This is a genomic window from Flavobacterium sp. CR10 (assembly GCF_055814415.1).
The window spans coordinates 4,903,437-4,928,500 of sequence record NZ_CP185985.1; the positions used below are offsets into that span (position 1 = coordinate 4,903,437).

Below are 25,064 nucleotides of genomic sequence, written 5' to 3' on the forward strand. Positions count from 1 at the left end.
ATGAAAACATTCTTAAACATATATTTTGTTGTTCAATCTATAGCTTTTATTTATTGGCTATATACAATGCTTTTTACAAAACCAACATGGAATAAAGGCAGAAATAGATTTCATAGTAACTGGAAAGAAGGTGGATATATAGGCTTATTTATGTTTGTATTTATTGCTATTGCAATATCCATTTCACTTGCAAAAATTTATTTATGGTTTAACTTTTTAGAAAAATAACATGAAATATTTCATAGACACAGAATTTTTAGAAGGCCCTCAGAAAGAGAAATTTCCAATATCATTATTCAGAAAACACACGCCAAATACAATTGACTTGATTTCTATTGGAGTTGTCGCAGAGGATGGCCGAGAATATTACGCTATTTCAAAAGATTTTAATTTAGATGAAGCCTGGAATCGTTTTCAATGGGATCATAAATTGGGAGAAGAACCAGTAAAAAAATATTGGATTCGTGATAACGTATTAGAACCTATTTACAATGAGCTTCTGCAGAAAAGAACTGTTTATGAGAAAACACACCATTGGGGATTGTCTGAGCCATTTTCCTATGGTTCAATGAAGTATTTATTAAGATGTTTTGGAAAAACAAATGCACAAATTTCAGAAGAGATAAAAGATTTTGTTTCTGAAAAATATAGATTAGATAATCCTGTAGAAACTATTCAAGGAATTAATTCGGAAACTCGTAAGTCATTTGAAGGAAGAATGGAATGTTTGCAAAGAGCCTATGGATTTAATCCTGAATTCTACGCTTACTACGCAGATTATGATTGGGTTGTTTTTTGTTGGTTATTTGGTAAAATGATTGATCTTCCAGAAGGATTTCCGATGTACTGCCACGATTTAAAGCAAATGTTGGATGCTAAAGTAAGTTTCTATATGCCTTTACCAATGGAGTTTTTTAGCGCTAAGCCGACATCTTTTAATGATGCTTTAAAAAGATTTAAAAACCATCCTAAATATCCAAAACAAGAAAACGAACATAATGCTCTAGAAGATGCTCGTTGGAATAAAGAACTTTTTAATTTTTTAAAATCAATCTAAAATGACAATTACAAGTTTAGTTAAAGATAAAGTATTAGTTGAAATTTCACCTGCAGAAACTCAAACGGCTTCTGGATTATTTTTACCAGGAGGCTCTTCTGTAAAAAGCAAATTTGAGGGAACTGTTTTGATGTGCGGCCCTCATGTCAAAGGTTTAAAAGTTGGCGATAAAGTCAGATACTATGAGCACTGTGGAACTGAAGTTGAACATGATGGTAAAAATTGCATAATTCTTCGAGAAGAAGGAGAAGTTTGTTTGAAATTATGAGACTATCCAATAAATTAAATAATCTGGAAGAAATAAAAAATATCCTTTCTTGGCAGGATTTATCTATTGACTTTATAACTTCATTATGCGGAGAGCAATTAGGTGATGGTCATAGCCGATCAACTTATGTTTATAATCTGGATCCAAAATATGTTATTAAAGTTGAGCCAGAAAACGGAAGGAATAATATTGTGGAGTATATGCTATGGGAAGAAGTCAAAGAATTGAGAGGCTCATTAGTATGGGTTAGAGATTGGTTTGCTCCTGTAAAGTGGATTAGTCCAAATGGTAAAATTTTGGTAATGGAACGCACTTTCGAAAAACCGAAAAAAGAAAGACCTAAAAGCGTTCCTGCTTTTTTTACCGATTTAAAAAGGGATAACTGGGGTTGGATTGGAAATAAATTTGTTTGTCATGATTATGGCTTCATTTACAAATTTATAAAGTACGAAAAAAAGTTCCAGACAGTAAATAAAGATACTTGGTGGTAATATGAAAAAAAAAAAGTAATTGCGTATTTGGCGAAAGATGTTTCGAAAAGCTACAGGGAAAAACTGGAGCTTTTCAAATTTTCATCTGTTTCGGTTGAGGCTGCATTTACAAAAAGATACCATAATTCTTTATTATCTTTAATGAAATTATCGCGATCTGAGCGAATATTACTTGATTTCATTACCGAAGAAATGGATGATCATAATTTCATTACAAATAGTAAGCAGAATCGAGATAAATTCAATAAGCTTTTAAAAAAAATAGGTCAGGAAACCTATTCAGACACCACAATTCACAGATGTTTTGCAAATCTGGCAAAGCATGACTTAATATCAAACTGTAAAGGCAGAGGGCTGTATCAAGTAAGCCCTGTTTTCTTTTTCAGAGGTTCGGAAGAAGAGCGGACCAAAGTTTTACGCGAAATATTGGAGCGTATAAATAAGCAGCCAATTAATAAAATCCGCCATGATCTTCTTAAAGGTATAAAGGTTTCTTCTTCTCCGGAGCGGGAAGCTGATTAATCCTTTTTATTAAATCAAATTTCTTTTTATCAAATGGATTAGCATCTTTTCTAGCAAGATGATTATAATCTGGTCGTTCAGGAATTTTCTTTTCTCCAGATAATATTTCATAAAAATGACGAATTATCTCAGATCCTTGCCTATTCACCCTATAAATGTGTTTTCCCAAGTTTTCTCCATTTTGGACAATGCTTACAAATCCCGTATTCATCAAATTTTTAATTGATCTGTATTTATATTGTTTTGGCATATCCGCATAGTCTTTTTGGGTAAAAAACTGTTTAGGACCTAGAAACAGAAGAATTTCGAGCAATCCTAGGTCGATATTGTAACGTTTTTGAATGTATGGTCTGGCTACTAGCATGTTTTCAAGCAGATTATATCCCTCAAAAAACTCCAAGTGTAAAGTTTTTGAATACTTGCCTTTTTTAGAATTTTTATTGGCAGCATATTTAATAACCATCTTCTGCTTTTTCATTGCTTTAAGAGTATCTTCTGAAAGAATTTCTTTTACTGGTTTGCGATTCATAATAACACATATAATTTACACTACAAATGTAAATTATTTACACAATATAAATAAATTCTATTATCTTTGTTTTTATTATCAACTGCAACTATAATGGCGAAGATTAACAATAAAATTATATATGCATTAGAAGATCTGCCTGATCTTCTTGACTATCTAATTGGAAGCAAAGACAAAAATGGAAAGACCAGAAACTTTTCTTTGCAGTCTATTGTTAACCTTATTAATGGTGTAAATGGAAAAAATGTAATTCAGTATCAGTTTTTTAATGAATTAACTCCTGATGTTGATTATACCACTCCTGGAGCATTTTTTACAAATAATAATGAAACTGATGTAAATAATTTTTCTAGCTTAATTTTTAATAAAAAGACTTTAGGTAATTACGATTTAAGCATTCTTTTCGATTTTCTATCAGAAATAGAAGATTTATTTATTGGCATTGACAACCCTAGAGATCCTAACAACTTTTTTACTTTGAAAGTTACTTCAATAAGTAACCAAACAGATTACTTCATTTTCGAAGTGCAACCATATAACGGTTTGTATATAGGTGAATTATCCAATGAAACAATTTATAGTTTGTATTGGGAAACAAAAGAGTGGATTTCTGAAATAGAAGATATAAATATCGCGTTGGATTCTAAATTAGATCATGGCGGTTATTCTGGTACGGGCCAAGATTTGAAAAATGAAATCGATGATGTGGCTTCTAATTTAGCGAACAACTATTATACAAAACTAGAAGTTGACGGAAAAATTTCTAGCGTTTACAGATTTAAAGGAAATGTTCCAAATTATGCGAGTCTTCCTTCTACTGGATTAACTATAGGAGATGTATATAATGCACTTGATACAGATATTAATTGGGCTTGGACAGGAACTGTTTGGGATAATCTTGGAGGTACACAAGATATCTCAGGAAAAGAAGACAAAATCAATAAACAAAATTCACTTGTAACCGATGGAACAGGTCAAAAATACCCAACTGTTGACGCTGTAAACGCAGGTGATGCTTTAAAATTAGATAAAGGCACTTACACAGGAAATGCAGGAAATTTAAAAGCTGATATAGATGCAATCTATCAACCTGATACATTAATATCATCTGTTCCACCAACTAGATCAGTAAATACATTCACATATCCTGCCACTCAATATGTAGCATTAATAAATAAAACAATCAGAAATAACCCTGCGCAATTTATAACAACTATAAATGTTGCATCAACCACTAATCATAAAAGAATCGATTTGATTTGGTTTAAAGATGATAATACAATTGTAAAAACAGTAGGAACTGAAAGTTTAACTGTAGCTCAAAGACCTGATATTCCAGTTGGACAAGTTGGTGTTCCTGTTTCTTTTATAAATGTTTTTGGAGATGTAATTGAAGACCCTACTCCGATTAATGATAAAATATCTATTCAAAATGCTCAAGGGGTACAAGTATTTGAAATTGATACCTACTTGAGAGTAGAAGGTGCTGATTTGGATGCATCAACAAAAAAAATAAAAATATCACCTTTTACTCCTTTTACAGTTTTTCTAGATACTGTAAATGGAGTTGATGCAACAGGTCAGATTGAAAATAAGGCTAGACCATTTAAAACAGATGCTGCTGCATACGCTGCATTACCTGTTGATGATGGATCGGAATGGACATTATTATATATAGATAATAATGTTGTAAGGAATTTAGGAAAAATGCCAAATAGAAATTTAAAAATCCAATGCTTAGGTACAGGAAGTTTTAATTTTTCTATTACCGAAGACAGGTTTACGCTTGCAGTAAATAAATATGTTACAATTGATACAAAAAAATGTAATCTTATATTTAATAGTTCAATAGCGACTTCTTTCAATACTGCTGGTTCTTCTAATATCATAGCTGTTTCCTGTAATAATTTCACGATAAATTGTTCTATATCTGGTACTGGGGGATTTTTTAACTCTGGAACTATTAATTTTTCATGTAATATTTTATCAAACACGCTAGGTGGACAGATCTTCGGTGTAAACGGAATAGTTACTGTAAACGAATTGCAAATGGGTACAGGAACAATACTAGCAAACGGTATAACCACAGATTTAAATTTTACGGTAAATAAAATAACCAAAACAACCAACGGAACAGTAAATGTTTTGGCTGCAGGAGGTACTGGAACGGTAACTATAAATATAAAAGAAGTTAGAGGTACAGGAGGTACATTTGTTTTTAAAAGCACAGGAGGTGCAAATATGAATATAAACTTTTCAATATTTGATGTAGACGCCGCTATTACAATAAGAGTTATAAATGATAATGGATCAGGTATAACAAAAATAACAGGTTCGAGTTCACTTACTAAGACCTTAAATTTTACAAATACTGGAAACTCAAGAACTGTTATTTTTGAAAATTTTATAGGTAGAATATCTTCTTTAAATTATTCTAATTTATCAAATTTTACATTTAACAACTCGACGTTTAGAGTTGCAAATGAATTTATAACCGGTTCAAGTATTTTGTCTACTATATTTAATGGAAGCTGTTCTGTAATTTATGATACACCGAATTATCTATTTACTTCTGTTACTTCCTCATCTACTTTTGATATTAATGGAACACTAAAAACTAATACTACTTCTTATGGTGCTAATGTGTCAGCTATTGATTTAGGACTAACATTTAAGGAAAAAGCAAAAGAAATTGTAATTAGAGATAAAGTTGATTTGGTAAATAAAACATTATCTTCAAATATTACCTACATAATTGACGGATCTATAACATTATTGGCGGGTGAATATATAAGAGTTCCTTCAAGTGGCTTAACTATTGCCGGATATGGCTTCGATGTTTCACAAATAAACAAAAATGTATCTGGTGAATCTATTTACATAAGTCCTGCCGGAAATAGCGGTAATTTAGTAACCAAAGATATTCAATATAATTCAGGAATAGGAAGTGTTTTTAATCTGACAGACTCTGACGGATCACATGCAATTGAATTTAATGATGTTAATTTTATAAATTGCTCTTCATTAGGAATATTAAAAGGATATCGACAATTTACAGGAACTACCTGTGGTTTCTATGGCTTATCAGACGGATTTACATTAGATGGTAATTGGTCTGGATGGAAGCTTACCAATAGTAATGTTATAGGATTTTCTGCTTTAGGAACATTATTTAAAAAAGGCACTTCATTAGTTTTCAGCAATAGATTTTACATTGACCTTAACCTTCAGATTGCAACTGGTTCAAAAATATGTGATTTTGCTGATACAAACTTCACAAACAACCAGTCTTTGCAAGTTGTTAACTGCTATGCTAAAGTTAATGGAGTTGTAGATCCAACCACAACAGCAACCACTTTTCCAAATATTTTACCTACAAATTCAAAAGCTTATTTCGTCAATAATATTGGAATTAAAAATAGTTTTACTACTCCTTACGGAATTTCATCTACAAATATGCTGACTTATGCAGACGATGCAGCAGCGGCAGCTGGTGGAATTATACAAGTTGGAGATACATATTTTGAAAGTTCAACAGGATATCTGAAAAAGAGAATTACATAAATCCATATAAAATGACAAATTCAATAACTAAATATATACCTACTATGATCTTAAAATTTTTAAGCAAAATAGCTTTGCTTGCGGATAATCAACCAAGCTTTATAGATAAGCTTAAATATTTTTTTCAGGTAATTTCAACTCTTGGGCCAATTGTAATGATTTTTGAGGGGCTTTCAGGGTGGTTTATTGAAAATAAAAGGTTTTCAATTTTAATCATTGCTGCCCTGATTCTAAACCTAGGTGTTGGTGTATGGTATCACTTAGAGATGAACTCATTTTCATGGGAAGAATTTATCTTAAAAAATGCTAAGATGGCCGCCATTTTAATTCTCGCATATACTATGCTTGAAATGATAGCAATAACTGCTGGACAAAATATACTTGCAGATGGATATAGAACACTTATACAGGTTTCCACACTTCTTTGGCCTGGTGGAAAAGCATTAAAGAATTTGTATATCCTTTCTAATAAACAGTTTCCTCCTTCTTTTATAATGGAGCGGTTATACAACTTTGAAAAAACTGGAAACTTAAATGATTTGTTTCCAGATCAAGATAAATCTGAATAATTATGGCAAATTTCGAAAAATCATTATTTAATAAATCGGTTTTTGTTTCATCAAAAATCGAAAAATTATCGCCGATAATAGCCAAATGGGAAGGCGGATATGTAAATGACCCTGATGATAAAGGTGGTTCTACAAATATGGGAGTCACTTTGAACACTTGGAAATTGGTTGGCTATGACAAAAATAACGATGGAAAAATAGACGATAAAGATATACGCTTATTATCTAAAGAAGATTTCAACCTAGTATTGAAAAAATATTGGGATAAATGGCAGGCAAATAGTATAAAAAACCAATCTATTGCTAACATTTTAGTTGACTGGTATTGGGCTTCTGGAAAGTGGGGTATTGTAATTCCTCAAAGAATTATGGGATTAACTGAAGATGGTATTGTTGGTCCAAAAACAATTTCAAAGTTAAACGAGATTATAGATGCAGATGCAGAGTCTCTGTTCTACAAAATTTATGCAGCACGTGAAAAGTTTTTTGATGATATAGTAAAGAATAATCCGTCTCAAAAGAAATTTTTAAAAGGGTGGAAAAATAGATTATCAGATTTCAAATATAAATTATAAGACATGCAAATCAACTTATTAAATATCGATATTAAAAAAGTACTTGGTTACTTAGGATGGATTCTTCTTTTTCTTTCAATATGGCTTAAAGGCTGTTCTTCACAGACTGAATCAGTAAAAAAGGTTACGGTAAAAACTCCGGAAGTAAAATCTACATTCAAATCTAAAAAACCAACATCAAAGCCAATTGAAATTAAACAGATTCCGGCTAATGAAACAAAGAAAGATGGATTGGTTTATGTGGAAAATCCTTTAAACAAAAAACTTTTGGCAGAAAATGAAAAGCTTAAATCAGACTTTGCAAAATTACAGAGTGATACTTTAAAGCAGAAGTCTTATGAAAAGGCTATTGAATTGAATCAGTTTTCATCAAAATTCGAAGATGATCATCTGATATTAAATGTCAATGGAATTGTTCGCGGAGAAGTTCTGGAAATCACACCGAGCTATACAAAAAAATCAATAGAAATTCCAATTGAAGTCAAACAGAAAGAAACTTACTTAAGAGTTTTAATTGGTGCTTCCTTCGGAATAAACAAGGAGCTAAACCGAGGCGTTTATAAGTTTGATGTTGATTTTCAAAATAAACGTGGTGATATTTTTTCTGGGGAATATATGAGAGTAAACGGTCAGGATTTTGGATTGATAGGCATAAAGAAATCGATTTTAAATTTAAAGAGGTAATAATTTTTATGTACATTTTAGTGTAAATTATTTACATTTAAAATTTATTTTTTTACACTAACTGAATCAAAATAATATGGAAGGTTTACAGCACTTTATTATAGAAGTTAAAGACCCTTACAGGGATCTTGTTGAAATAGGCAACATGAAATTATTTGTTGATAAGAAAATGTCTAGAGACAGATCGGTTAATAGAATAGGAAAAATTGTCTCCTGCCCTATTCTACAAGAACATTTCGGATTAGAAAAAGGGTATGAAATAATTTTTGATGCAACTATTCTCTATAAACAGATTTATAAAGAGGGAGTCCAGGAAAGCATTCACTTAGTTGACAGAGACAAAAATCATTTCAAGATTGAATCTGATATGATTATCCTTTACCGAGAAAATGAAAAGGCTGAATGGAAAGGATTTAAAGAAAATCTTATGGTCGCTTTTATTTATGAAGTTCCAAAAATAGAAACCTCTTTAATCACGGTCCAAAATAAAAAAATTGTAGAAGGAAAGGCTAAAGTTAAGTACAGAAATAAGGCACTAGAAGAAATTGGGGTTGAAAATGGAACGGAGATTTATATAAAGCCAGGTTCCGGAATTCCATTTTTCTTCAAATACGAAACATTGTATTGGATAACAACTAAACATGTATTAGCGGTATGAGTGAAAATTTAGGAAAAGAAAGTTTAGACGAAATCAAGAATTATCGAAAAGAAAAGACTTTAGAATTAATTGAAAAGTATAAAGATCTTATTGATAAAACATTTTCAGTGGCTGATAAGGATTTATTGCAGGATAAAATTGAGCAGGATGGAGATGACAGTCAAACAGAACAAAAATTTCTTGATGCAATTAAAAAAAGAAGAATTGCATTGGACGAGGTAGATCTAATGCTTGATAAAATTGAGAAGTTAGAATATATATATAATCCAGATTTACCATTAGAAGAAGATTCTTCTAAACCAAAAAGATCCTGGGCAAAAAAACATGCAGAAAATAAATGATATTCTATTTAGGAGATAAACTGGAGGAAGAAGTTATAGACAATAAAACAAGATTAGCTCGTAATAAAGCTAAATCTTGGAAATATGGCTATGATAAAGAGATTGATGTTATAATTATTTCTAAAGATGGAACACTTGGAGATATTTATGAAATCAATGGACTTCTTATTGGTTTTCCCGAAAAACCAGAACACAAACAAATTATTAATTGGGATAAGACTTCCAAAAATCAAATTTGGGAACGCAAGCCTTTGAAGGAAGGATTAACTGAAGAAAATCAGTTTAGTCCAAAATATAGCGAGTATATAGAAGAAGAGTTCCGAAGGAGAGAAGAAGGAATTTGGATTTATATTAACGGAAAAGCAGTATATATTACTGGACTATACTACATGTTCTTGCAATGGATGGAACAAGAAGAAGGTTTTCCTAATTTCCGTATAATCCAAAACGAATTAATGATTTATTGGGAAGCATGTAAGGCTGATGAAAGATCTTATGGAATTTGTTATGTAAAAAATAGACGTTTTGGATGGTCTGCGTTATGTTTAGCAGAAATGTTAAATGCTGGAACTGTAGTCGAAAACAAAAAGATAGGTCTTATTTCTAAAACAGGTGATGATGCTCAGGAGTTATTTGACAGAATGGTTTATTCTTTCAAAACAATGCCTTTTTTCTTTATGCCTATTTGGGATGGTACAACAACTCCTAAAAAAGAATTGTCTTTCTCTGAACCTACTAAAAAAAGAAAAGCTGGAGATAAAATTAAAACAAAAGAAACGGATGATGGCTTAAATACAAAAATAAAATGGCATGCAACAGTTTTAAATAAAATGGATGGAGGGAAAATTTACCGTTCGGCAATTGATGAATGTGGAAAATTCCCAAAAGATGTACCATTTACAAGATATTGGTCAATTGTTAAAACTTCACATCGTTTAGGAAGAAGAATTGTAGGTAAAGCAATGACTGGTTCTACTGTAAATGCAATGAAAGATGGTGGAGCTGAATTTAAAAAAGTATATGATAATAGTGACCCGACAAAAAGGACAGCTAATAATCAAACACAATCTGGATTGTATAGAATTTTTATTCCTGCAAAATATTGTCAAGAAGGCTTCTTTGATATTTATGGTTTTTCAATTGTAGATGATCCTAAAGAAGAAGTCATGACTGATTTGGGAGATACTACAGAAATTGGAGCTGCTAGGTATTTAAAACAGGAATTAGATGCATTAAAAGACGATCCTGAAGATTATAATGAACAATTAAGACAATATCCAGATACAGACCGGGACGCATTCCGTGATGAAGCAACTGATTGTTCGTTCAATCTAGTTAAAATTACTGAACAGATTGACCATAATGAAAATGAATTGATGCCCGATGAAATCGAACGAGGAAATTTTTCATGGGAAAACGGAATTCCAGACACAAGTGTAAAGTGGAATCCAAATCCAGAAGGTCGTTTTTGGATAAAGAAAGGTTGTCATCCATCTGATGAATTTAAAAATAAAAGAGAGAAAAAATTTATTAATGGCGTGTTAGCCTGGGCCCCCTTAGCTACACACATAGGGTGCTTTGGCGTAGATCCTTACAACCGAAGCAAAACAGTCGATAGCAGAGGTTCTAAAGGTGCGATAATTGGTTCAACTAAAACCAATACAAGTCATTTCCCAAATGAATGTTTTTTTCTTGAATATATTGATCGTCCTGCTAAGGTCGAACTTTTTTTTGAGGACGTTATTATGTGCTGCGTATACTTTTCTATGCCAATGATGGCCGAGTTGTCTAATGAAAAATTCCTTACAACATTTAAAGATAGAGGTTATCGCCATTTCAGCATGAATAATCCTTTTAAAAACTGGACAGATTTAAGCGATACCGAAAAAGAATACGGTGGAATTCCACCACAAGATTCAAAAGTTGGGGATCAGCAATTTTATGCCATAGAAAGTTACATAGAAGACCATGTTGGCGTTGCAAGAGAATCTACTAATAGGCCTGAAGGAGAAATGGGAAATATGTCTTTTACAAGAACTCTAGGCCAATGGAAAGATGTTGACCCAACCCAGAGAACAAAATACGATGCTTACATCGGTTCGTCGCTTTCTAGGTTAGGCAATCAAAAATTAGAAATAAAACTAAAAGAACGAAAAAAGAAAACCATCCCTTTTACAAGATACAACAACAAAGGTAATCTATCAACCATTAAAGAATAAGCCATGAGTACTACAAAAAACACATACAAAATTCCAGATCCTTTAGCTCCTGATTCAGAGAAAGCTACAAACGAATATGGTTTGCAAATGTGCCACTTCATAGAAAGTGAGTGGTTTAATGGCGGTATCATGAATAAAAATTGCAATTTTATGACCAGACGTGATTGGATTCGTAAGAAAAGATTATTTATTCGCGGAGAAGGAAGCACTGAAAATGATAAAAGCTGGATTTCAAGAAACGACGGAGATTTAGATTACATCAATTTAGATTGGGAACAGTTAAATATTTCTCAGAAGTTCTGCCGAATTGTATCAAATGGTATTAGCGATAAATTCTATAATTTAGATATTAGATCGACGGATGCGCTTTCTGTTAAGCTTAAACAAGACAGGATAAACATTTTAAAAACAAAAATGTATGCAAAACCTATGCTTGAAAGATATAGAGAGCTTTCTGGAATTGATTTAACTCCAAAAGGCTTTGTTCCGGAAGATGAAGAAGAATTAAATCTTTTTATCGAAATAAAAGACCGTCCTAGAATTGAAATTGCAGAAGAGATAATGATCAAATACACAAAAGATGTAAATGATTATGAATATATAGAAAAAACAAAGAACAAAAACTTAGTTGACATTGGTATCGCATCTGCTAGGATATGGACTGATTCAAATGATGGAATAAAAGTAAAGTCCGTAAATCCAGAAAATTACGGACACAGTATGGTCGAAAAAGAGGATTTTTCAGATGCATTTTATCATTTTGAAGTAGATACCATTAGCATTAACGATATAAAAAGAGAAAGTGGATTTGATAATGACACTTTGAGAAAAATAGCAAAGAAACAGGCTGGTCCTGGATCATTTTTTTCTGAAATAAATTATGATACCTGCAGTATCAATGATATCCTTGATATGCGTATTCATGTAATGCGATTTGCTTATAAGTCGGCAAAAACAATTACTTATAAAAAAGTATTGAATAAGAAAGGCCAGATTAAAAAAGTAGCCAAAAAGGACGATAATTTTAATCCTCCTGAAAACATGAAGGAATTGAAGTCTTCAAAAACACTAGATACTTGGTATGAAGGGAACTATATTATTGGTGCCGATACATTATACGGATATAAAGAGTGTGAGAATCTCGTTCGAGACGACATGAATAAAGCACTTCCTCCTTTCGTTACTATAGCAACTAACATATATGAAAACAAATTAAGATCTTTTCTTTCTGATATTGAGCCTATGGCTAAGCAACTGCAGCGCCAGCATCTTAAAATACAGCAATTAGTTGCGGAATTGAAACCAGACCTTATTGAAATTGATTTAGATTCTCTTGCAAATTTGGAACAAGGAGAAGGAAACAAGAAAAAGGAAAATTGGGTTATGGCTCTTAATTTACTTAACACCAAAGGTGTTGTGCTTAAAGAGCGTGTTGACATGGGTGAAATGGGAATGAAAGACAGTTCTGGAGCAAGACCAATGAGCAATTCTCAGGGAAGTGCATTAGTTCCTTTATTAAATACTTGGGCGCATTATTACAATCTGATTAGAGACATTACGGGTGTAAACCCTGCACGTGATGGATCTTTGCCTGCAGATGCTTTACTTGGCGTAAATAAAATGGCTGAATTAGCAAGTAATACAGTTACAAAAGATATTGTTGATGCAGCAACTTGGTTTAACAAAAAGGTGTCTGAAGTAATTTCTACAAGAATACATTCTATTTTCAAACATGATAAATCTGGGTATCTAAAACGCATATATGAAAATGCTGTTGGCAAACACCTTGTAGATAGCTTAGAAGTATTGGCCGACAGAAGTTTGCATGAATTTGGTTTTATCATTGAAATGGTTCCAGCGCAAAAGGAGTTGGATAAATTGGAAGGTGATTTAGCAATCGCAATGAAAGAGGGAACTATTGATGTAGAAGATAAAATTGAAACTGAAAGAATTGCAAAAACAAATATTAAGCTAGCTTTGGAATACATGAAGTATCGCAGAAGAAAACGAATCAAACAGAGACTTGAAGAGCAATCCATGTTACAAAAAGAAAAAAGCCAAAATGATATTGCTTCGGCACAAGCAGCGCAAGCAGCAAAAACACAAGCTTATGCACAACAGAAAGAAATTGATTTAGAATACGAAGCAAAATCTTCTGTGATAAGGCTTAATGAATTTGCAGAGAAACAAAGAATTGAAGCTCCGGTAAGAGAAGAAGAGTTCAATCAAGAAGTATATTTGGAAAGAATTAAATCTGCGACTAAAATAGAATCAGATGCGTTTAAAGAACAAGCAAAAGATGCACGTTTGGACAGACAGGCATCACAGAATTCTGAAATGATAGAACAGAGAAAAAATGATTCTGGTCCAATAGATTTTGAAAATACTTTTGATATTGAAAATTTATTTCAAAATTAGTGTAATTTATTTATACTAATTATGTAAATTTGATTTTCTAATTATTAATTTAAATTATTTAAAAATGAAAAAGCTCTTAGCAGGATTATTAATTATTAGTTTTTCATTTGCCGTATCTGCCAACACGGTAAAAGAAAAACAACAGGAAAAGGTAAAAATTGAGAAAACAGTTTTACAGCCAGATTTTACTATTAACACTTCGTTAGTATGTGAGCAATTAAAGGAGGTTGTTAGTGACAACAGCCATAAAACGTCTCCAATTAAGCAAATTCCGAACTATAATTTAGCAACTTCAATTGGATCAGATTATCTGGCGGAAATTTCGAGGAAAATAAAATTGCATCAATCTCTTACCATATAGAGAAGAAAAGAAAAACACATATTCAAAAAAAAGCTGGAATTTCGCTCCAGCTTTTTTTTGTGTAAATAATTTACACTTATAATTATTTTTTATTACATTTGTCGTAACTATAACGAAAATTTATTTATTATGGCATTTGGTATTAATCCTGATATGATGAACGCATTAGATCAAACTGATAATAATTCAGGTGAAGATGCAAAAAAAGGCTTAGAAAACAACGCAACTGATCCAAATAAAGGTGATGAAAATGTAGATGATAAAAATAAGCCTGATGAAACTGAAAAACCTGATTCTAATGATGATCAAGGTAAAGATGTCGTTGATCCAGAAAAAAAGGATGAAAATAAAGATGTTATAGAGCCATCAGAAGAACAAGTTGCTGAGTTTTTAAGAAAAAAAGGCGGAAAATTTGAAAAAATTGAAGACCTATTGCAAGAAAGACAGTCTGCGCCTGCCGAAAACCCTTATTCTTCAGTTATTGAAAATCCAGAAGTAAAAAGCTTCTTAGATTTTGTAAAAGAAACCGGAAGAGGTTTTGCGGATTATCAAAAACTTCAAGAGAACATCAATGAGATACCCGTTAATGATCTTGCAATTGCTTTAGCTAAAAAGAATCTTGGAGACGATACTCTTGACAGAGAAGATTTGGTTACTTACATTGAAGAAAAAATAGGTGTTGATATTGACGGTTTAGACGAACTTACGGCACTTGAAAAAGCTAAACTAAATGAGTTTGTAAGAGATTACCGAAACAGTCTATTAGCTGAACAGGAGAAATACAAAACGCCTTTAGCAAAAGAAGATCCAGGAAACGAAGGAGTTGAAATGATTACTTTGGAGAATGGACAAAAAGTAGAAAAATCGATCTATGAAGATCACATGAAAAAACATCAAGCCTACCAAAAAGATATGCAGGTTGCAGTGGACAGTGTCGCTCCGACTTCCTTAAGCGTAGAATTTGATAATAATGGTACTAAAGAAACCCTAAGTTTTGATTACGAATATGATGCTGACGACAAAAAGAATATGATTTCTTTGTCTGCAGATATTGATCAAACTGCTGCAAGGCTCTTTAATACCGAAAAAGGATTTAATCACGAAGCATTTGCAAAAGCAATCTGGCGATTAGATCAAAAGAACTGGGAAAAAGAAGTTTCTGCTATTGTTAACAAGGCTATCGCCGACACAACACTTAGACTTCAAGAAAATGAAAACAATATCAACTTAAACAGAAACAGGCTTCCTAATAATGGGAACAGTTCTAAGCAGTCTGATATCTTTCAAGAACAAACTGGATTTGGTATGAAATTCACATATTAATTTTCACTTCTAAATCTAAAAAATCATGGCTTTCGAATTACCAGATAATAACTTATTGGGGCCTGCTGTCATTGATAGGCCAGCCAATACAATTAAATCTTCAGCGAATTTTATCGATCCATACGATTACGCAATGATCTACAAACCAGAACTTGTTTCTAAATTTCACTTGAGATATGGAAAAGGCTCTATTTTAGGTTTTACACGTATGACAGGATCTGAAAGCACTTATGCTTCCGATCAGATTCAATGGGGAGAACAAAACCGCCTGCATACTATTTCTAAAAACGTGGCTGTTGCAGGAAACGTGTTTACTTCACCAACCGATCATCAGCTTCGTGTAGATGATGTAATTATCATTTCTGATGGTACAAATGAAGATCAGGCAATCGTTACAGCAGTTTCTACTTCTAAAGTATTTACTGCATTGAGCGATACTGCTGCATCATTTGCTTTTGCAGGAAATGTCACTTTATTTAGCGGATCAAACCGTTTTGCAAAAGGGACTGAAAACTTCACTACTGGTTTCCATTGGGATCCTGCAATCTACAGAAATCATACTCATATCATAAAAGGTTTTTATGATATTAATGATTCAGACAGAGCACACGATACTTGGTTAATGACAGATGATGGCCCAATGTGGTTTAACTATGAATTGGGAAATCACTCTCGTTACTTTGATAACCTTGCCGAGATTACCCATACTTTCCACAGAAGAGCTGCCGATGCTGCTGCCTCTACTGCTGCAGGAAAAACAAGAGGTATGAAAGGAATAGTTCAGCAAATTGAAGAAAGAGGAAATGTTGCTAATGAGTACATTGAGACTATCGACGATTTAAATGATATTGCTTACCGTATTAAGCAGCAAGGAGGATGTACTTCTTATACTATTTGGGCTGACCACATGCAAATGTTCAAATTCAACACGATGTTGGGTGGAGTAAACGCAAGCTTTGTAAACGGCGGAAACTACGGTATCTTCAACAACAGCAAACAAATGTCGTTAGATTTGGATTTTATTTCTGTTACATTGATGGGAATTACTTTCTTTATCACTGCATTGCGTATTTTGGATGATACTCAGTTTATGGGTGCAGAACACTTTAAAGCAACTGCTCCAGCATTCATTATAGTTCCTGCAGGTAATAAAGCTATCAACCAAGATGGAGAAACTAAAGATGTTCCATACTTGTCTATCCGTTACCGTAAATCTGGAGCTACTAATAGAAAAAAACAGGTAAAACTTTTTGGTCCTGGATTTACAGACCATAAAAAAGATACTATGGAATCTCACTTCACGCAAGAACAGCTTAATCAGTTGGCTGGCGCAAATGAGTACTTCATTGGAAGACGTAACGCAGCTTACGCCTAAATTAATAACAGGAGCGTTGTAATACGGCGCTCCTGTATTTTTTTAACCTAATACAAAATATATGAATATTTACAAATTAAAAAGCGGTAAAACAAGCGGAGCGTTTCAATTGCCACTAAGAGGTATTTTGGTGACTAGAGAAATAAATGGTGAAAACTACCAGAAAGAAATACAGTATGTTCCGGGGGCAAATTCTTTTTATAAAGAAGACCACAAAGGCGACACAAAACCAAGACCACTTTGGTTTGACGACGGGGAAATTAGAGTAAATCCAGACGATAAAGTTCTAAATGAACTATTACAAGCTCACCCATGGTTTAATACTAAATATTATTTAGTTAATGAAGAAGCCGCGGCTAAAGAAGAAATTGATAATTTTGAAAAAATTACTATAGCTTCAAATTCAATTATCGAAGAAAAAGATAATTTAAGATTAAAAGCAATGGCAATGATTATCATTTCATTAGATGCTGCAAATTGGGATCCATTTAAATGTAAAGCAGAGTTATTGAAATATGCTAGAAATCATAGTACTGCATATTTGAAAGAATTAAATAAGAAAAACTTTGACGGTAGATTTATGGCTGCATTAGCTTTCACAAAGGGAATTGTAAAATATAATGCATTTCAGACCGCTGTTTTATGGAATGAAGATAACGAAGGTGTTATCGTTAGAGTTGCTGAAGGAGAAAATGGAATTGATAAGTTTGGGGAGTTTTTAGCTACCAAAACAGAAAAATCAACTGCTGTTCTTCAAAGAATTGGTGAAAAAGTAGACGTTTTAGAGGCAACAACGAATGTTGGCACCAGAACCGCTGATAATGCTCAGAATCTTCCAGTAAAGACAGAGGCTCAAATAAGAGATGAACTATATGCCGAAGTAAAAGCGAAAGCTTTGGCAGATGCAAGACTAGAAGTTGCACAGGAAAATAAAGATACAAATTTAGTCCCTGATGGAGATCTTGGCAAAACTGGCTTGGCTACTCAAACAGATACAAGTGCAGGAACTACAGAAGGATATGATTCTGCTAATATAGATTCTGCTAGAGCTAAATACTTAGAATTATTTGGTAAAGAGGTGGCAAATCTTAAAAAGAATGATTTAGATTGGATTAACAATCAAATCTTGACTAAACTTACATAAAATACCATTTTAGTTTGGTTCAGACATTCCCAGTCTCGGATTAGCCCGCTATTGAGCGGGCTTTTTTGTTCTACTGCTTTTGCTTTTCGGTTCTCTGAAAATAAGTTTTCCGTTTAGCCCTTCCCTAACAAATATGTATTTTTCTTCATATAACTGGCGTAAAATTGGTTTTAAATCATCTGTTGAAACATTCGATTGCTGCTGAATATCTGGTATGCTAAATCCACACTTCCCTCCTGTTTTATTATGATAATCATCAATTAATATTTTTACTTTTTCAATCATATTTCGTTTTAAATAAAAGTATAAACAATTTACATATTTAGTGCAATAAATTTATACTAAAAATTGATTACATTTGTACTTAGTATAAATTATTTCTATATAAAGCGACATGATCGATAGAGTTTACCAAACACTTAGAATGCTTGCGAATACCGAGATTAGAGGTAATATGAAACCATTTGCTTTTAATCTGGCATTGTATAAGGTTCTGTGTGAAATTTTCGAGGAATATCCATTTGAGTTAAACAAGTGGACAAACCGTTTGAATAAAGGTCTAGTTAATCCAGGAGATCAGAATATCGTGGATTTGCTTCAGGAGAAAATGGATTTTTATTTAAAACCTAGCGAAGAATTAGCTTTTTCAGCTGGAAAGTTTACTCTTCCAGAAGATTTACATTATCTAAATTCAATTTTTTACACTACTACCAATGGTGAAGTTGAACTATCTAAAAACGCTTCAGAATTTAACCTTATAAAGAGATTTAAACATACTCAGCCATCTGCTGATTTTCCTATTGGCTTACGCGCAGGAAACAGTGTCGAAATTCTTCCATCTACCATTCAAAATAATGTTATTGCAAGCTACAGACGAAAATTGAAAAAGCCTAAATGGACTTTTACTACATTAAATGGAGCTGAGACTTTCAATCCTGATGCACCTGACTTTAGCGATATCGACATGCATGAATCTGAATTTGACGAAATAGTGAATAGGCTTTGCGTGAAATTCGGAATAAACCTAAAAGAAAATGATTTAAAAGAATCTGGAAACGAAGAGGAAATCAAGACATACAACAAAGAAAATTCTAACTGATGGAAACGGCTGAACAATATTACAACAATCCTGATTCGCATGGGAACTATCAATTTACAACTTTAAAGGATATTATTGATGAAATGGTCGCTGCTGCAAGGTTAGACTCTGACAGCTACATAAAGAATACAAACCGTAATCTTATCATTCTGCACGCTAAAAATGGCATAAAAAAATTATCCAAAGATACGGCAGCATCAATTTTAGAAATTGAAATGACAGTTGGAGAAGAATCTTTCATTGTTCTTCCTCAAAATTATGTTAAGTGGGTTGATGTATCGGTTGTGCAGATAGATCCCGATAACGGAAAAAGATATTTAAAATCGCTGGATGAAAACAACGCAATAAATACCGCTACAGGATATTTGCAAGATGATGAAGCAAAGATTCTATTTGATGATGAGGGAGGAATATTAACCGCGGATGCTTCGAATGCATATAACATTCCTTATCGAAGCGAGGGATTAAGTGGTCCCGATTGCGATGGAAGTTTTGCTTTTTCCGATACTTCAAAAATGACTAAATACGGAGAGTTTAAAGTTGATATTAATAATGGAAAGCTAATCCTTAGTGACAATCTCGTCAACAGAGAAATTGTTCTTCAGTACTTATCTGATGGACTGTACTTGGAATATATTGATGCCAAAGAAATAACTGTACACAAATACATAGAAGAAGCTGTAAAAGCATGGGCTTATTATGGCTGCATTGAAAAAAGGCAGACTGTTCCTGCAAATGAAAAAGTAAGAGCAAAACTCGAATACAGGACTTTAAAGCACAAAGCAATAAAGGATTTCGCTGGAATAGATTTAAATAAAATTAATCGCGTATTGCGATCAAAATCAAAATACTTATAATGGCTGATTTAAGAAGAACCTTTATTTCCGGACATATGGAACAAGATATTGATGAACGTCTACTGCAAGACGGTCAATATCGCTATGCAGAAAATATTCTTATTTTGGAATCTGAAGGATCTGATCTTGGAGCCATCCAAAATTCATTTTCAAACAGAAAGCTTACCAATCTAAATTTGGGGCCAAATCCGATCACATTAGGAACTGGCGCGGATGAAACTAATAAAAAGCTTTATTGGGCTGTTAAATCCGATATCGGATGCTTTTTCATTGAATATGATGTGGTAAATGCTGTTGCCGTTAAAGTGTTGGAAGATACTAGAGCTATTCCGAATCGTGTTTTGGATTGGAAAGAGAACTTTTTAATCACGGCCATGACTAAAGTGGTCACTTCTACGCCAGAAAAAGATTTAATGATTATCAATGACGATAATTTAGAGCCATTATGCTTCAATATTGAGCGTGCAAAAACTTATGGCGCCAATGGATTTGAAAAAGAAGATATTTTCCTTATTAAGAAACCGCCGAGATTCGCACCAAGAGTGCAGCCAACTTTTATTCCAGGTTCAAGTAATGATATCGAGGAAAGATTTTTGACATTTTCATATAAATACAAATACTTGGACGGCGAGTATAGCGCCCTGTCTTCATATACTAATTACGTTTTCTATCCCGGTTCATTTAAGCTTGATTATGAAGTTTTGGATAACTTGGGTATGCTTAATTCTTACAACGCAGTAAGAATAACAATCAATACAGGCGACAAAAGGGTTACAGACATAAAAGTTGCCGTAAAATCTACAAACAGCAACAGTATTTATAATATTGAAACTTTCAATAAGGAGAAAGAAGGATGGGGAGATAATGAACTAAGAAGCTTTGTTTTTTCAAACAATAAGATTTATACCGTTTTTCCAGAAAAAGAACTGTACAGGGCTTATGACAATGTGCCAAGAAAAGCAAAGGCTCAGACAATTATTGGCAACTTGCTCGTAATGGGTAATTTTTTAGAGGGATATGATCTGATTGATATTAATGGACAAAAGATCAAACCGATGTACAACCTTTCTATTGTTTCAAATAGTTTGGCAGGATCTCCATTGCCGATAACTTTAGGAACTTCGGGAAGTACACCAAATGATATTTTAAATATTAATCTTGCAGGAAAAGAATTAAAGTCAGGAAGCAAGATTAATATATTTATATCACTTAGAAGCACAAGTTCTCCAGAAACTGAGTTTAATGGAAATTTTCCATTTAATCTTTATAAAGATTTTGAAGATGCTTCAGAACTTGCACAGGATGAAGATTTCATTTTCTTTGTCAATGACTTAATAACAAATATATTTCTGTCAAACTACACAGTGTCTGGATTAGATGGCTATACATTACAATCAAATACTCCTTTTTCTATTGACGGTTATACGGCATCTTCAATTTCCATTAAATCTCCTCAGCTTGTTTTTCACAAAGATGGCCCTCCAGCTGACGATAAAACAATATACTGGCCATTTCAATTAGATTCAAACGTCTTATTCTATGAAATAGGCAATGTTTCCTCTTTAAAAACTAACAGAAGTATTGAAGTCGGAATTGTGTATATGGATGGGTTTAACCGTTCAACAACAGTATTGACCCAATTAAATAATACGGTTTTCATAGACCATAATTTAGCATTGTCTAAAAACACTTTAAAAATTATATTGTCAAGCAATCCGCCTGCTTTCGCAGACAGATACAAGTTTGTTATAAAACAGCGACCTCTCGGCTATCAGACCATATATGCAACTATTTTTTATACTGACGGTTTATTCCGATGGATAAAAATGGAGAATGACAACTATGACAAAGTATCTGTTGGAGATAACTTAATCGTTAAGCGAGATACTGAAGGTTTTGTCGCAACATTAACAAAACTTAAAGTTCTAGAAAAAACCTCTCAGCCAAAGAACTTTATAGAGGGAAATATTGATCCTGATGGAAATGAAATAAAAGAACTTCAAGGGAATTATATAAAGGTAAAACCGCCTGCTGGGATTTCTATGGATTATATTTCTGGTGGATTTCAAGAATTCACGGGAAAAAGGCAAAGCGAAGGAGATAATTTTGACATGGGAATAGGTCCATTTGTAGATTCAGAGAATAATGACCTGCCAATAAAACAAGGTTCTCGCATAGACATTCTTCTTGAAAATGTAAAGTATGGAAGTTCTGGAGGCAATAAAAAATTTGAAAAAACATTTTTTGCTACTGCTGACTACGACAATTTTAAACTTTGGTATGATACAGAAGTTGGAGGTAACACAGGTGAATTTAGCTATGATACTAATGGCGTGGTACGAGGCAAATTGGTTAGCATGTTTGGAATTAAATTTTTTGTTGAAGATCCAGCAGGAAAGTATTTCTTACGAATCCATAATGAATTAAATGGAAATGGACAGCACCCTTCTTATTTAACTGGTTCGGTCAATATAACTGCAGCAAATGGCTTGATAATTCTTGAAACTGAAGAAAAGAAATCTACAGATGAAGAGTTATATTATGAAACTGAGCAGACGTTTGAAATTATTAACGGACAGCATCAGGGTAATCTGCAGAATCAGACAAGTGTTCTTCCTGCAATAATTGACTTGGATTTTTTCAACTGCTATTGCATGGGCAATGGTGCCGAAAGTTATATAATTAAAGATGCATTTAATAAGGAGTTTTTGAATGTAGATTTAAGACCTTCAATTGCAGCTATTGAACAATACAAAGCGATTCGGCGATCAACTGATTTGATTTTTGGAGAAGCATATATTGAAAGCGGAAATATTAATGGACTTAATGTTTTTAATACTGCTACTGGAAATTTCAAAGAATTGGATAAGCAGTATGGAAGCATTCAGAAGCTTCATAGCCGAGATAACGATATTCTTGTTTTAAAAGAGCGTAAGGCTTCTAAAGTAATGTTTGAAAAAGATGTTTTGTACAATGTTGACGGCTCTTCAAACGTGGGTTCTATTGATAAAACATTAGGTTCAGAAATAACTTATTTAGGTAGCAATGGCATTGGAAAGCACCCAGAAAGTTTTGCTGAAAACAATTATCAGATTTACTATGCAAATCCGGAACAGGGAGAAATTACAAGATTATCTATTGACGGTACCACAGCAATCACAAAAGGAATGCAGGATTGGTTTAGAGATTTATTCATTTCACAGCCTAATGCAAAAATGCTTGGCGGTTATGATGGATATACAAAGCAGTATATGTTTTCTGTTGGTGAAGAGCCTGTACGCCTGCTTCAATTGTCGTGCGGAAATGAAATTATAAAAGATGATCAGAAAGGTGTATTCGTTTACGAGTTTAAGCTAAATGACCTGAGTGGAGATATTATATTAAATTATAATATTACTGTCGGAAATGCGACAATAGTAGCCAGATTTAATGAAGTTGACCATGTTGTTTCAAATGTAACAGGTTTAGGCAATTTAACTTTTGCTAGAACGAGTTTGGTTCAGAATATTGTGACAGTAACCATTACTCCTGTAGCTTCAGAATCAATCAGCTATTCAATTGGTAATGTATGTCCTGTTGGATCTGAACTAAAGATTGTGAGCATAATTGTAAATGATACTGAAGATGTTGGTAAAAATACAACAACTCGATTTAAATGGGGAAGTTCTGTATTATATTCTAGCGACGATGCTTTTGGCACAAGTCCTGTAAGCAAGTTTTTCACTGAAACAGGAATTGAAGGAGTTGGCAAGTTCCCTTTGAACAATTCTATTTTCACAATGCAAGCCTTTAAAGACATGACAACTTCTGGTGAATTTTCATTGGAAGAATGCAACAGAATGGGATTCCTGATAACAGATACGGTTTACAATGCCTCAAACATTGATACTATTCTCTCTGCTGCAAATTTTATAAGCATTTCATCTTTAATCGAGCCTGGCTATTCAGATACAAAATTCGGAAACTTTCTATTCAACAGATCAGATACTGATGAAATTTTATATCTGATTTGGGATTATACTAACCGTAAGCCGGTATTATCAGATGATAATGCAAATGCAACAGTTGGCGGAAGCGTGAATGTGAATGTGCTTGCAAATGATGATATTAATCCTGCAGATGTTACCGTGACTATTTTCACGAACCCTCTGCATGGAACCGCGATAGTAAATACAGACAAAACAATTACATATACTCATGATGGTTCTGCTAATTATGATGATGTTTTGGTTTACAAGGTTGATAACGGAGTATGCAGCTCAACTGCTTCAATTTTTATTAGCCTTGGTGTGCCTTGTTCTGCTTCTGTTACTGCAGGAGGTGCTACTGGCGTTTATGAAGCTGTAATTAATGTGGGAACATCTACTGGATTTACTGGAATTAAATATGATGCTCAGAGTGTTCCTGACAGATTTGAAATATATTATAATGATGTTAAAGTTTCTGATTCTAAGTATGTAGGTGATGGATTAAATCCTGGTCCGCCAGTTAGTTACTCAGGTCTCTTAGGTCTAAAAACTGGATTTCATATTTACAGTTATAACGGAAGTACATTTGAAGATACTGGAAACATAGAACCTGATTTTACAGTAGTGCAGTCAGATATCGCCGATAATGTTACAGAAGCTACAGATGGTAATGGAACATTACTGTTTAATAAAACTTCTGCAACTCCAACAACAATAAAAATACGAGTGACTGGTACTTCTGGAACTGCATGGACTTTTAATGGAGTGTGTCCTATACCAGAAGAAAATTTAAAAATTGGAAACGACAAGATAGTTTGGGGCTTTTATGATGATGCAAACAAAACTTCGCTTGCGAAAACAAAATCAATGAAGTTCTTTTTACAGACTACTCCTGCCAGATTCTATACCAACATAAAAGGAGATACTGATTTTGGTCTTTTCGGATATTCTACAACAAACAAGTTTATTAATGACGGCGTTACATGGTGGGAAATTGATTCAGATGGTACTATTTTGAATACAGGAACAATATAAAAATTTA

Annotated in this window: 22 protein-coding genes; 20 read left to right on the forward strand and 2 right to left on the reverse strand. The window is 33.1% G+C overall.

Going from position 1 to position 25,064, the window contains the following annotated elements; all coding sequences use genetic code 11:
• Genes ACNRYB_RS20570 through ACNRYB_RS20590 form a run of 5 tightly spaced genes read left to right on the forward strand, consistent with a single transcriptional unit; the run spans position 1 to position 2,338 of the window.
• Positions 1-228 carry a hypothetical protein gene (locus ACNRYB_RS20570; RefSeq protein WP_473728555.1) on the forward strand — a complete coding sequence of 76 codons (228 nt, stop codon included), beginning with the start codon at positions 1-3 and terminating at the stop codon, positions 226-228.
• A 1-nt stretch (position 229) separates the two neighbouring features.
• Positions 230-1,057, forward strand: a complete 828-nt coding sequence (locus ACNRYB_RS20575; RefSeq protein WP_473728556.1) for a hypothetical protein — start codon at positions 230-232, stop codon at positions 1,055-1,057.
• A gap of 1 nt (position 1,058) precedes the next feature.
• On the forward strand, positions 1,059-1,325 hold the full coding sequence (locus tag ACNRYB_RS20580; protein WP_473728557.1) for a co-chaperone GroES: 267 nt from the start codon (positions 1,059-1,061) through the stop codon (positions 1,323-1,325).
• Complete coding sequence (locus ACNRYB_RS20585; RefSeq protein ID WP_473728558.1) at positions 1,322-1,816, forward strand: hypothetical protein; 495 nt, start codon at positions 1,322-1,324, stop codon at positions 1,814-1,816. Before ACNRYB_RS20580 ends, ACNRYB_RS20585 begins: the two co-directional genes overlap by 4 nt.
• 27 nt (positions 1,817-1,843) lie before the next feature.
• Positions 1,844-2,338 carry a hypothetical protein gene (locus tag ACNRYB_RS20590; RefSeq protein WP_473728559.1) on the forward strand — a complete coding sequence of 165 codons (495 nt, stop codon included), beginning with the start codon at positions 1,844-1,846 and terminating at the stop codon, positions 2,336-2,338.
• Here the strand turns inward: ACNRYB_RS20590 and ACNRYB_RS20595 are convergent.
• On the reverse strand, positions 2,292-2,816 hold the full coding sequence (locus ACNRYB_RS20595) for a hypothetical protein (RefSeq protein ID WP_473728560.1): 525 nt from the start codon (positions 2,814-2,816) through the stop codon (positions 2,292-2,294). The two genes, ACNRYB_RS20590 and ACNRYB_RS20595, sit on opposite strands and share 47 nt — an antisense overlap.
• A gap of 144 nt (positions 2,817-2,960) precedes the next feature.
• Between ACNRYB_RS20595 and ACNRYB_RS20600 the strand changes: the two genes are divergently transcribed.
• The 12 genes from ACNRYB_RS20600 to ACNRYB_RS20655 all read left to right on the forward strand — a co-directional run bounded on the left by ACNRYB_RS20600 (position 2,961) and on the right by ACNRYB_RS20655 (position 18,098).
• Entirely contained in the window at positions 2,961-6,431 is a 3,471-nt protein-coding gene (locus ACNRYB_RS20600; protein ID WP_473728561.1) for a hypothetical protein, read from the forward strand.
• Between the two features lie 11 nt (positions 6,432-6,442).
• A complete protein-coding gene (locus ACNRYB_RS20605) occupies positions 6,443-7,000 on the forward strand; it encodes a hypothetical protein (protein WP_473728562.1) in 558 nt (185 codons plus the stop codon).
• Positions 7,001-7,002: 2 nt separating this feature from the next.
• On the forward strand, positions 7,003-7,575 hold the full coding sequence (locus tag ACNRYB_RS20610) for a glycoside hydrolase family 108 protein (protein WP_473728563.1): 573 nt from the start codon (positions 7,003-7,005) through the stop codon (positions 7,573-7,575).
• Positions 7,576-7,578: 3 nt separating this feature from the next.
• Positions 7,579-8,259, forward strand: a complete 681-nt coding sequence (locus tag ACNRYB_RS20615; protein ID WP_473728564.1) for a hypothetical protein — start codon at positions 7,579-7,581, stop codon at positions 8,257-8,259.
• Between the two features lie 76 nt (positions 8,260-8,335).
• Positions 8,336-8,917, forward strand: a complete 582-nt coding sequence (locus ACNRYB_RS20620) for a hypothetical protein (RefSeq protein WP_473728565.1) — start codon at positions 8,336-8,338, stop codon at positions 8,915-8,917.
• Positions 8,914-9,258, forward strand: coding sequence for a hypothetical protein (locus ACNRYB_RS20625; RefSeq protein ID WP_473728566.1), 345 nt, complete (start codon positions 8,914-8,916; stop codon positions 9,256-9,258). The genes ACNRYB_RS20620 and ACNRYB_RS20625 overlap by 4 nt, the downstream gene beginning before the upstream one ends.
• Positions 9,255-11,477 carry a hypothetical protein gene (locus ACNRYB_RS20630; RefSeq protein ID WP_473728567.1) on the forward strand — a complete coding sequence of 741 codons (2,223 nt, stop codon included), beginning with the start codon at positions 9,255-9,257 and terminating at the stop codon, positions 11,475-11,477. Before ACNRYB_RS20625 ends, ACNRYB_RS20630 begins: the two co-directional genes overlap by 4 nt.
• Positions 11,478-11,480: 3 nt before the next feature.
• Positions 11,481-13,895: a hypothetical protein gene (locus ACNRYB_RS20635; RefSeq protein WP_473728568.1), complete on the forward strand. Its 2,415-nt coding sequence runs from the start codon at positions 11,481-11,483 to the stop codon at positions 13,893-13,895.
• Between the two features lie 64 nt (positions 13,896-13,959).
• Complete coding sequence (locus tag ACNRYB_RS20640) at positions 13,960-14,256, forward strand: hypothetical protein (protein WP_473728569.1); 297 nt, start codon at positions 13,960-13,962, stop codon at positions 14,254-14,256.
• A 129-nt stretch (positions 14,257-14,385) separates the two neighbouring features.
• Entirely contained in the window at positions 14,386-15,579 is a 1,194-nt protein-coding gene (locus ACNRYB_RS20645; RefSeq protein WP_473728570.1) for a hypothetical protein, read from the forward strand.
• A 25-nt stretch (positions 15,580-15,604) separates the two neighbouring features.
• The gene (locus ACNRYB_RS20650; RefSeq protein WP_473728571.1) at positions 15,605-16,954 is read left to right on the forward strand and encodes a hypothetical protein; all 1,350 of its coding nucleotides are present in this window, start codon (positions 15,605-15,607) and stop codon (positions 16,952-16,954) included.
• Between the two features lie 61 nt (positions 16,955-17,015).
• Positions 17,016-18,098 (forward strand): hypothetical protein, encoded by a 1,083-nt coding sequence (locus tag ACNRYB_RS20655; RefSeq protein ID WP_473728572.1) that lies wholly within the window; start codon positions 17,016-17,018, stop codon positions 18,096-18,098.
• Between the two features lie 48 nt (positions 18,099-18,146).
• Here ACNRYB_RS20655 and ACNRYB_RS20660 read toward each other — a convergent pair whose 3' ends face one another.
• On the reverse strand, positions 18,147-18,383 hold the full coding sequence (locus tag ACNRYB_RS20660) for a hypothetical protein (RefSeq protein ID WP_473728573.1): 237 nt from the start codon (positions 18,381-18,383) through the stop codon (positions 18,147-18,149).
• Between the two features lie 109 nt (positions 18,384-18,492).
• Between ACNRYB_RS20660 and ACNRYB_RS20665 the strand changes: the two genes are divergently transcribed.
• Genes ACNRYB_RS20665 through ACNRYB_RS20675 form a run of 3 tightly spaced genes read left to right on the forward strand, consistent with a single transcriptional unit; the run spans position 18,493 to position 25,057 of the window.
• Positions 18,493-19,197, forward strand: coding sequence for a hypothetical protein (locus ACNRYB_RS20665; protein ID WP_473728574.1), 705 nt, complete (start codon positions 18,493-18,495; stop codon positions 19,195-19,197).
• Positions 19,197-20,054, forward strand: coding sequence for a hypothetical protein (locus tag ACNRYB_RS20670; RefSeq protein WP_473728575.1), 858 nt, complete (start codon positions 19,197-19,199; stop codon positions 20,052-20,054). The genes ACNRYB_RS20665 and ACNRYB_RS20670 overlap by 1 nt, the downstream gene beginning before the upstream one ends.
• Positions 20,054-25,057: an Ig-like domain-containing protein gene (locus ACNRYB_RS20675; protein ID WP_473728576.1), complete on the forward strand. Its 5,004-nt coding sequence runs from the start codon at positions 20,054-20,056 to the stop codon at positions 25,055-25,057. The genes ACNRYB_RS20670 and ACNRYB_RS20675 overlap by 1 nt, the downstream gene beginning before the upstream one ends.
• Positions 25,058-25,064 lie beyond the last annotated feature (7 nt).